Source organism: Ruegeria sp. HKCCD6119 (genome assembly GCF_013110585.1).
In the GTDB taxonomy this organism is placed as follows: Bacteria; Pseudomonadota; Alphaproteobacteria; order Rhodobacterales; family Rhodobacteraceae; genus Ruegeria.
Window position 1 is genome coordinate 1 of sequence record NZ_WVQV01000022.1, and the last position, 8009, is coordinate 8009.

At 55.6% G+C, this 8009-nt stretch carries 10 protein-coding genes, 1 tRNA gene and 1 pseudogene; 7 read left to right on the plus strand and 5 right to left on the minus strand.

The window, feature by feature from the left end:
* The coding region (locus GS611_RS21055; protein WP_216598364.1) for a hypothetical protein at positions 1-193 on the plus strand (193 nt) is incomplete at its 5' end.
* A gap of 208 nt (positions 194-401) precedes the next feature.
* On the opposite strand, the gene GS611_RS20880 is transcribed toward GS611_RS21055, so the two are convergent.
* Positions 402-905, minus strand: a complete 504-nt coding sequence (locus GS611_RS20880) for a hypothetical protein (protein WP_171638636.1) — start codon at positions 903-905, stop codon at positions 402-404.
* A 404-nt stretch (positions 906-1309) separates the two neighbouring features.
* On the opposite strand from GS611_RS20880, the gene GS611_RS20885 reads away from it, so the two are divergent.
* Positions 1310-1399: transfer RNA gene (locus GS611_RS20885), tRNA-Ser, on the plus strand.
* A gap of 305 nt (positions 1400-1704) precedes the next feature.
* Here the strand turns inward: GS611_RS20885 and mgtE are convergent.
* Positions 1705-3069, minus strand: a complete 1365-nt coding sequence (gene mgtE / locus GS611_RS20890; protein ID WP_171638637.1) for a magnesium transporter — start codon at positions 3067-3069, stop codon at positions 1705-1707.
* A gap of 95 nt (positions 3070-3164) precedes the next feature.
* Here mgtE and GS611_RS20895 point away from each other — a divergent pair, with 95 nt between their 5' ends.
* Genes GS611_RS20895 through GS611_RS20910 form a run of 4 tightly spaced genes read left to right on the plus strand, consistent with a single transcriptional unit; the run spans position 3165 to position 5891 of the window.
* The gene (locus GS611_RS20895; RefSeq protein WP_171638638.1) at positions 3165-3443 is read left to right on the plus strand and encodes a hypothetical protein; all 279 of its coding nucleotides are present in this window, start codon (positions 3165-3167) and stop codon (positions 3441-3443) included.
* Positions 3444-3448: 5 nt separating this feature from the next.
* Positions 3449-3949, plus strand: a complete 501-nt coding sequence (locus GS611_RS21370) for a RimK/LysX family protein (protein WP_171638639.1) — start codon at positions 3449-3451, stop codon at positions 3947-3949.
* On the plus strand, positions 3946-4851 hold the full coding sequence (gene rimK / locus GS611_RS20905) for a 30S ribosomal protein S6--L-glutamate ligase (RefSeq protein WP_171638640.1): 906 nt from the start codon (positions 3946-3948) through the stop codon (positions 4849-4851). The genes GS611_RS21370 and rimK overlap by 4 nt, the downstream gene beginning before the upstream one ends.
* Positions 4852-4856: 5 nt before the next feature.
* Complete coding sequence (locus GS611_RS20910) at positions 4857-5891, plus strand: succinylglutamate desuccinylase/aspartoacylase family protein (RefSeq protein ID WP_171638641.1); 1035 nt, start codon at positions 4857-4859, stop codon at positions 5889-5891.
* Positions 5892-5938: 47 nt separating this feature from the next.
* Here GS611_RS20910 and GS611_RS20915 read toward each other — a convergent pair whose 3' ends face one another.
* A complete protein-coding gene (locus GS611_RS20915; RefSeq protein WP_171638642.1) occupies positions 5939-6304 on the minus strand; it encodes a hypothetical protein in 366 nt (121 codons plus the stop codon).
* An 18-nt stretch (positions 6305-6322) separates the two neighbouring features.
* Complete coding sequence (locus GS611_RS20920) at positions 6323-6571, minus strand: hypothetical protein (RefSeq protein WP_171169366.1); 249 nt, start codon at positions 6569-6571, stop codon at positions 6323-6325.
* A 255-nt stretch (positions 6572-6826) separates the two neighbouring features.
* Between GS611_RS20920 and GS611_RS20925 the strand changes: the two genes are divergently transcribed.
* A complete protein-coding gene (locus tag GS611_RS20925; protein ID WP_171638643.1) occupies positions 6827-7678 on the plus strand; it encodes a LysR family transcriptional regulator in 852 nt (283 codons plus the stop codon).
* 245 nt (positions 7679-7923) lie between these two features.
* On the opposite strand, the pseudogene GS611_RS20930 reads toward GS611_RS20925, so the two are convergent.
* Positions 7924-8009: pseudogene (locus GS611_RS20930) on the minus strand (IS5/IS1182 family transposase); the annotation flags it as partial.

The following is an 8009-nucleotide window of genomic DNA, read 5'->3' on the forward strand; positions in this document are numbered from 1 at the left end:
TCAGGCTCATAACCTGAAGGTCGTAGGTTCAAATCCTACTCCCGCAACCAATATTACCTACATAAAACAGTATGTTACGCACCGCCTCAAGGCGGTGTTGCAATTTGTGCCAACCCCGCTGGAAACACTGTGGAAGCAAGCGGGCGTAATTAAGGTTGTGCTTTCGGGGTACGCTGTAACCGTCGCGTCATAGGGACCATCGGAGCTGTGCCAGAGCTCCTTCACCGGACGGTCACGTTCTTATTGATGGATTGCGCCAAACATAATCGAGACCCCGATCACATAACGAGGCGTTCTGAGGAGCCCGCTCCGACCGGTTTTGAGATCAAAAAGCAGTTCATAGCAGAGGCGGAAGAGGTCAGGTCAGCCGGTCTAGTATGCCAGCTGACTTTGAGAACAAATCAATCAACTTCCGGCAGCCAGAACCCACCACGTTCCCAACGGTAGACGCGGTCAACCAATTTCGACGGGCAACAATTTGGATCACCGTCAGCGAAGTCTTTTCCGACGATATGCATTCGGTTAGACGCGAGCGCTTCTATTGATATCAATCCGCGCGCAGGTATACCTACAAATTCAATTTCCGCCGTTGCCCACATGTCGACATGGGCCGCCGAAGGCCGGTATTCCGGAACACGTACTACGACCGGCGTGAATGCGCTTGTTCCAGCCCCACCTGCGCATCCGACATCTACAACCGGAAACGCAATATATGTAGTGACGTCAAAATCGTCAGTGCCAAGTTCCGCAAGCAATGATTGTGCGGCTTCTGGATCCGCGCAGCCTACAGCGTCAACAAAACTACCTACTTTCTCGTTAATAATAGCCTCTCTGTCAGCATCCATTGCCATCGCATTCGACATGACCAATGCCATCGCTCCAGCGGATGCGAGAAATTTCTTCATTCTGTGCCCTTCTTGGATTTATTAACCACACCGCTCTTAATAAAGGCGAGGGTAGTCGTAAAGTGAGCCATTATTCGTTTGCATTGCCCTGCGCCGCCGCCGCTGCCCGGAGGAAATGTAATCTAATCGAAACAAGAGAGCTTCTTCGCTTTCAGAATGCGATCTCTGAATCGACGCAGCAATGCAGAATGGGGATTCGATGTGCCCTGTCGTTTCGAACCAGGCGGTTCGGTGGTTTCACGTTGGAGAACGCCCCGGAAAAATTCTCCAATTCTGGCCGATGATTCATTTAAGTTGGCGCCTTTTACCGTGATTTCAACGGGTTCAGCAATTTTGTCAGAGAGAGGCACAAATCATATTTTTCGCCTTGTATTCCCGTCGCTTGCAAGGATATACCCGTCGGCGGAGACGTGGCCGAGTGGTCGAAGGCGCTCCCCTGCTAAGGGAGTAGGCGGGAAACCGTCTCGAGGGTTCGAATCCCTTCGTCTCCGCCATCAACCTATTTTAGACAATTGACGTGGTGCGTATAACGTTCCATTTACTTTTTATTAATAGGCGTTTACCGACTCACAGCATCATCGTGAATTTTACTGGTTACACCTAGTGTTATTCAATAAGTGGCATTTAAATGTCTGCGCTAAGCGCAAAGCTGACAAAGAAGCTGGTAGAGAATCTGGGTCCGGGTCGGCATAGCGACGGCTCTGGTTTGCACCTTGTTGTTGATCCATCGCGTGCGCGGCGTTGGATAGTACGCGTACCAGTCACCCGACCGAACTGATGGTTCGGGTGCGGGAAAGCGTCAAACCAGAAGTGGCATCATTGCGGTTGCAAGGCTCAGGACGAGGAAGAACCCCGCCATGTCGGTTATAGTCGTCAGTAAAGGGCCGCTGGCGACAGCTGGGTCCTGACCGATGCGCTTCAACAGCAATGGCAGAACACCGCCAATGGACACGGCGACGACGGTGTTGAGCGCAAGCGCTCCACCAATCACCAGCCCCAAAAACGGGTTGCCTTTCCACACCCAGGCAACGAGGCCGATCAGAAGCCCCAGAACGAACCCGTTGATCACCCCGACCGACACTTCTTTGAACCAGACACGCATGGCGTCGATGGGCCGGACAAGGCCGAGGGACAACTCGCGCATGCTGACGGCGACGGCTTGATTGCCCGAGCAGCCGCTCATGTCGGACACCATCGGCAAGAACACTGCAAGCGCGATCACCGCGGCAAGGGTTTGTTCATACGCGGCGATTACGCTGGCCGCGATCACATTGAGAACAATGTTGGCCGAAAGCCATTGAAGCCGTCGCCTCGCACGAAGCGGCAGTGGCATCGACCGAAGCTCATCGCCGAAGACACCCTGGCGTTTCAGGCTGGCCGATTCCGCACGTTCCAAAAGGGCTTCATCAACGGCAGACCGCGAGACAACGCCCACCAGGTGCCCGTCTGCTTCCACGACCGGTAATCCAAGAAACGGGTGTTCATCGAACAAGTCTTCCAGTTTCTCCAGCGGCATGTTGGCTGGGACGGTAATTGGGGGCACCATGATATCGGTCAAACGCGCGCTTCGGCGTGTGGACACGAGGCTGCGCAATGAGACCACGCCAATTGGGGCACCATTCGAATCCAGCACATAGGGATGCTGACCCCGATAGCGTTCAAGGTCGTATTCTTCGTTGGCGAACCGCCGTAGAACCTTCCCAACTGTATCGGTTTCGGAGAACGTGAAGGCTTCGGCAACCATGAGGCCGCCCGCGACATCGTCCTCGTATTCCACCAGCCGACGAACATCTGCGGCGTCCTCAGGATCCATCCGGGTAAGGATTGCTTCCGCATCTGCGTCTTCAAGCTCTCCGATGACATCGGCCTGAACATCAGAATCCAGCTCTTCGATGACTTCTGCGGCCTGCTCCGACTCCATGCGCTCGACAAGATCGACCGCCATCGCGTTCGGCGCCTCTTCGACAAGTTCGGCAGCCAGTTCCGATGGCAGCAAAGACAGCACGGCACTCCGCTGCTCTACTGGCAGATTGAGCAGTTCACGCAGGGCATCGCTCAACGGAAGCGGATCAAGCAGCCGTGCGAGTTCAGCGCCGTCACGCTCTGCCAGGGCTTGTTGCAACTGCGTTTCCAGTTCCCTCGGGATAGTATCTGTGTCGCTCATATTCGATTCTTTGATGTGAATTCTGGAGAATGTAGAACTTTTAGCAGATTTTTTTTACCTATAGACAAACTTTAATTGCCGATATAGAAAAAATCATGCCTGAAAATAACTGGATATCCATGACCGCCGTACGCCTCGCCGAGCTTTACGATCAGGACTTTGGCGGCAAGCCGAATGGACGTTATCGAATACCGGACAAGCTCGTGCGCCGGATTGCAGGGCGCAGGCGATTGTACGAAACAGACATCCGTGCACTTTCGGTTGCACTTTTTGAACTTGGGTACGTGTTAATCGACATGGATACGTTCTATGTCGTGATGGGCGCCAATTCGTTTGTGAACTACAGACGTGCCAACGATGACTGCATAGAGTAGATGCTATGGTGAAGCGTGTCTCATACCCAGAAATCATAGGTTGGCGTGAACGCATCAGCCTGCCCGACTTCGGAATAGAGAATATCCCGGCCAAGATAGACACCGGCGCAAGAACCGCTGCGCTCCATGCCGTGAACCAGACCGTATTTGAGATTGACGGCGAGCGATGGGTCGAGTTCATGATACCAGTCCAAAACCGCCGTTCACCAAACCGGGTTCGAACCAGGGTTGTCGACGAACGCGAGATCAAGAACACAGGCGGTGTCCCCGAACGTCGACTGATCGTGAGAACGCAGCTTTTGCTTGGGCGGCATCGCTGGCAGATCGACGTTTCGCTGGCCAACCGTGCGAAGATGGAATTTGATCTGATCCTCGGCCGCACCGCCATTCGCAGGCGGGGAATTCTTGTCGATCCGGGTCACTCCTATCTGCTGGGTTCCGGAAAAGCTCCAACTGGGATCAAAAGAAAAGCCACACGCAACGACCCGGAAGGACAACGCCAATGAAATTTGTCATGCTGGCCCGCAATCCAGAACTTTACTCCCATCGTCGTCTGAAAGAAGCCGCCGAGCAGCGCGGCCACGAGCTTGATATCGTGAACACGCTGCGCTGCTACATGAACATCGCTTCACGCCGACCCGAGGTCTACTATGACGGTAAGAAGCTTGGGCGTTATGACGCGGTAATCCCCCGGATCGGAGCATCGGTCACATTCTATGGGCTGGCCGTGCTGCGACAGTTCGAGATCATGGGGGTCTTTCCGCTCAACGAGTCAGTGGCGATTGGCAGATCTCGCGACAAGTTGCGTTCCATGCAACTCATGGCGCGGGACGGCATTGGCCTGCCTGTCACCACGTTCGCTCATGATCCTAAGCAAACCGACGAAGTTCTCAAACTCGCGGGGGACGCTCCTCTGGTGGTCAAGCTTCTGGAGGGTACGCAGGGCATCGGGGTGGTTCTTGCCGACTCAAACCGCTCGGCAAAATCCGTGGTCGAGGCATTTCGCGGCGCGAAAGTTAACATCATGGTACAGGAGTTCATCAAGGAAGCGGGCGGCACAGATATTCGTGCGCTTGTGGTTGGTGGCCGCGTTATCGCGGCGATGCAGCGGAAGGGAGCCGAAGGAGAATTTCGGTCCAACCTGCACCGGGGCGGAAGCGCCCAGCCCATCAAGATTTCACCCGAGGAACGCTCTACCGCTGTGCGTGCAGCCAAGACGATGGGGCTGAATGTCTGCGGCGTAGATATGCTGCGCGCCAATCATGGGGCGGTTGTCATGGAAGTGAATTCCTCACCCGGACTTGAAGGGGTGGAGAAGGCAACGGGCATTGATGTTGCAGGCAAGATCATCGAGTTTCTGGAAAAGAACGCCACCAAGGGAAATACCAAGACCAGAGGGCGCGGATAACAGCCATGCGCGAGCCATTTGAAATCGGCGGTTTCACCGTCCCGGCAGGCACGCGGACTACGCTGGACCTGCCGGTGAGCGTGATGTCCGATCATACGCCGGTCAGCATGTCAGTGCATGTGGTTCATGGCCGCCGCCCAGGGCCGGTCCTGTTTGTCAGCGCGGCGATTCATGGCGATGAAGTGATTGGCGTCGAAATCGCACGGCGATTGCTACGGGCCCCTCAACTCGACAAGATCGCGGGCACGTTGCTGGTTGTGCCAATCGTGAACGCGTTCGGCTTCATGACACAATCGAGATACCTTCCGGACAGGCGCGACCTGAACCGGTCGTTTCCCGGCAGCGAGGGCGGATCATTGGCGGGCCGCCTCGCACATATCTTTATGACCGAAATTGTTGAGCGTTCCGACCTCGGTATCGATCTTCATTCTGCCGCGATCCACCGCACCAACCTGCCTCAAATTCGAGTTTCTCCGGCCTCGGATGCGACGATTAGATACGCCGATGCGTTCGGTGCACCGGTCGTCATGATTTCCAAGCTGCGCGACGGGTCCCTGCGAAAAGCGGCACAAGAGCGAGGTGTCGATGTGCTGCTGTTCGAAGGGGGAGAAGGGCTGCGTTTCGACGAACTTTCGGCCCGGGCGGGTCTTGCAGGTATTCTTCGGGTTATGAACGCGATGGGCATGGTCGCCAGGCGTGGCATCGCTACCGTGCGTGAGGCGCCGGTTCACGCACGGACGAGTTCCTGGGTGCGCGCTCCGGTCGGCGGTTTGCTTAGAACGTTCAAGGCAGCGGGCGAATATGTGGAGGTCGGCGACTTGCTTGGCCGGATCTCGGACCCGTTTGGCGAAGTAAGAAAGGACGTTCTTGGAGAAACGGACGGCATCATTGTGGGCCGTACCAATTTGCCATTTGTGCACGAGGGCGACGCGTTGTTTCATATCGCCAAAACGACGAGCGCAGATGTTGAAATGCGGATCGACATGATCGCCAATCAGCTCGACGGTGATCCAATGTTCGATGAGGACGAGATCATTTAGGTGGCCTGAATGTGGGGGCGCGGGGCAGTTTCCCACCCCGCGCCGGTTTACGAGATTGCACGCAATCCGCGGCTTGCCATTACCTCCCATGCGGCGAGCGCGATCAGCGCCGATCCCGTTAGCCATGCATTGGCCGTTGCCACAATATGGCCAGTGAAATTCAGCGCTGTTGGTGCGACGATCAGCGAAATCCCCAGTGCCGATACCGGAGTCACCCGTGCGAGAAGGTGGCTCCGACCGTCAGCGCCGGACATGACCAGAACACCAATGCCAATTGCCATGAAGGCGAGAGCTTCAAGTTCAGCCATGCCCTGCAAAAGAGTTTCCTCACGAAACAGGACAAAGGGGGACAAAACCAACCAGATACCCATCGCGGCAAGCAGCCATTTTTGAGGCAGGATTGGCTTCCTCATAACCGTGACAACCTTTGCTTACTGATCCCCTGTGGGACCAGGGAGAAGCTCTGCATCAACGGCGGCAACCAATTCGTCGTCATTGATGAAACCATCGGCATTTGCGTCGATCTCCAGGAAGAGATCATCCGAGACTTCAGGATACTTTGTCTGAAGCTCTGCCAGCGACGCCAGGCCATCCCCGTCCATGTCAAGATCAGCGGGCATGGCGAACGCCGGAACAGCAAACAGTGAAGAGAGCAGAGCAACAACAGAAACTCGACTCATTTTGTTATCTCCATGAGAAAATGGGCTTCTTGCCCATTGTGGGGTTGGTGCAGCGCTCCGGTGTCGGTGGCGTTTCTACAGGTTTCAGATTGCAACGGTTCCTCAGATCGAGATCTCCACTACAAACGAGAATTTTGATTGGCGTTCCGATCTGGCGGGGCACCTTCGCGCTACTTAGAGAATATGGCACACACGTATCTTATTGAATAACGAATTTTTTGCGCAGATAATATCGGATATTCGAATAGGTGACCGATGGATATTGAACTTGCTCGAACTTTCCTCGCCGTGGTGGAAACTGGAACCTTTCTCGACGCAGCCAACAAGGTTCACGTCACACAATCGACAGTGAGCATGAGAATCAGAACTCTCGAGCAACAGCTTGGTCAGCCGGTGTTCCAACGTGGTAAGTCGGGTGCAACCTTGACCATTGCCGGGCGACATTTCCTCAAACACGCTCAGGTTCTGGTGCGCACCTGGACACAGGCAAAGCTGGACGCTGGTCTTCCCGCTTCCATGGCCGCAGCGCTGGAAATCGGCGCGGCGCCGAGCCTTTGGGACGGGTATCTCATAAACGCCTTACCAGAGTTGATGGCAGCGTTGCCGAACGTTGCCGTCAGAGCCTCGGCGGCCTCCTCCGAAGCGATGGCTCGAGAGATCGAGGAGGGCAGCCTCGACCTCGCCGTCATGTACCGTCCGCGGAACGCCTCGGGCTTGTCCGCACTTCAACTTTTTGAGGATGAGTTTGTACTTGTCAGCAGCGGCCCTGACGCCGAACCCGCCGCACTGGGCAGCTCTTACATCCTGATAGATTGGGGCCCGGAGTTCCGCGCCGACCATTTGCTGAACTTTCCAGAGCTTGACGCACCGCGCCTTCAGCTGGGCATCGGAACCTTGGGCCTGCAGTATCTGAAATCTGTTCCCGCAGCTGGCTACTTCCCCAGGCGCGTGATCGAAACGGAACTTCAGGACGGGTGGCTCACGCTGATCGAGGCAGCACCAAGGTTTGCTTACGCGGCCTATGCGGTGTTTGATGAGAGCGAGGTGGATGGATTCCCGGGTCAGGCCGCGCGACGGCTTCGAAGCTTCGCGGACTCCATGGGTTGAATTGCCAACTGGTCAGAAACGACGTTTCACGAACTCGATTCCGGGAGAGATTTACTCAACAAACCAGTCCAGACTGAGATCACACATTGCAGGAGAGTTAGCAAGGAAGGGGCGGCAACTCGTCTCTAGTGGAAACCCTGTGGAGGAAATCGTCGGCTTCAGCCGGGCGGTTCGGGTTGGATCGTTCATCGCTGTCGGGGGCACCGCGCCAGTAGATGTGAACGGCAAGACGCTAGGGTCAGGATTCAAAACCAATAGATGACGGTTGCTGTGAGTGCGATTGCGGAGAGGAAGACTTTGGGACAGCGATCATAACGTGTCGCTACGCGCC

What these genes read in the sequence shown, in the direction of transcription:
- GS611_RS20915 (WP_171638642.1), bottom strand. Translation starts at nt 6,304, where the DNA reads ATGAGGAAGCCAATCCTGCCTCAAAAATGGCTGCTTGCCGCGATGGGT.
- GS611_RS21370 (WP_171638639.1), top strand. Translation starts at nt 3,449, where the DNA reads ATGGTGAAGCGTGTCTCATACCCAGAAATCATAGGTTGGCGTGAACGC.
- GS611_RS20920 (WP_171169366.1), bottom strand. Translation starts at nt 6,571, where the DNA reads ATGAGTCGAGTTTCTGTTGTTGCTCTGCTCTCTTCACTGTTTGCTGTT.
- rimK (WP_171638640.1), top strand. Translation starts at nt 3,946, where the DNA reads ATGAAATTTGTCATGCTGGCCCGCAATCCAGAACTTTACTCCCATCGT.
- GS611_RS20895 (WP_171638638.1), top strand. Translation starts at nt 3,165, where the DNA reads ATGCCTGAAAATAACTGGATATCCATGACCGCCGTACGCCTCGCCGAG.
- GS611_RS20880 (WP_171638636.1), bottom strand. Translation starts at nt 905, where the DNA reads ATGAAGAAATTTCTCGCATCCGCTGGAGCGATGGCATTGGTCATGTCG.
- GS611_RS20925 (WP_171638643.1), top strand. Translation starts at nt 6,827, where the DNA reads ATGGATATTGAACTTGCTCGAACTTTCCTCGCCGTGGTGGAAACTGGA.
- GS611_RS20910 (WP_171638641.1), top strand. Translation starts at nt 4,857, where the DNA reads ATGCGCGAGCCATTTGAAATCGGCGGTTTCACCGTCCCGGCAGGCACG.
- mgtE (WP_171638637.1), bottom strand. Translation starts at nt 3,069, where the DNA reads ATGAGCGACACAGATACTATCCCGAGGGAACTGGAAACGCAGTTGCAA.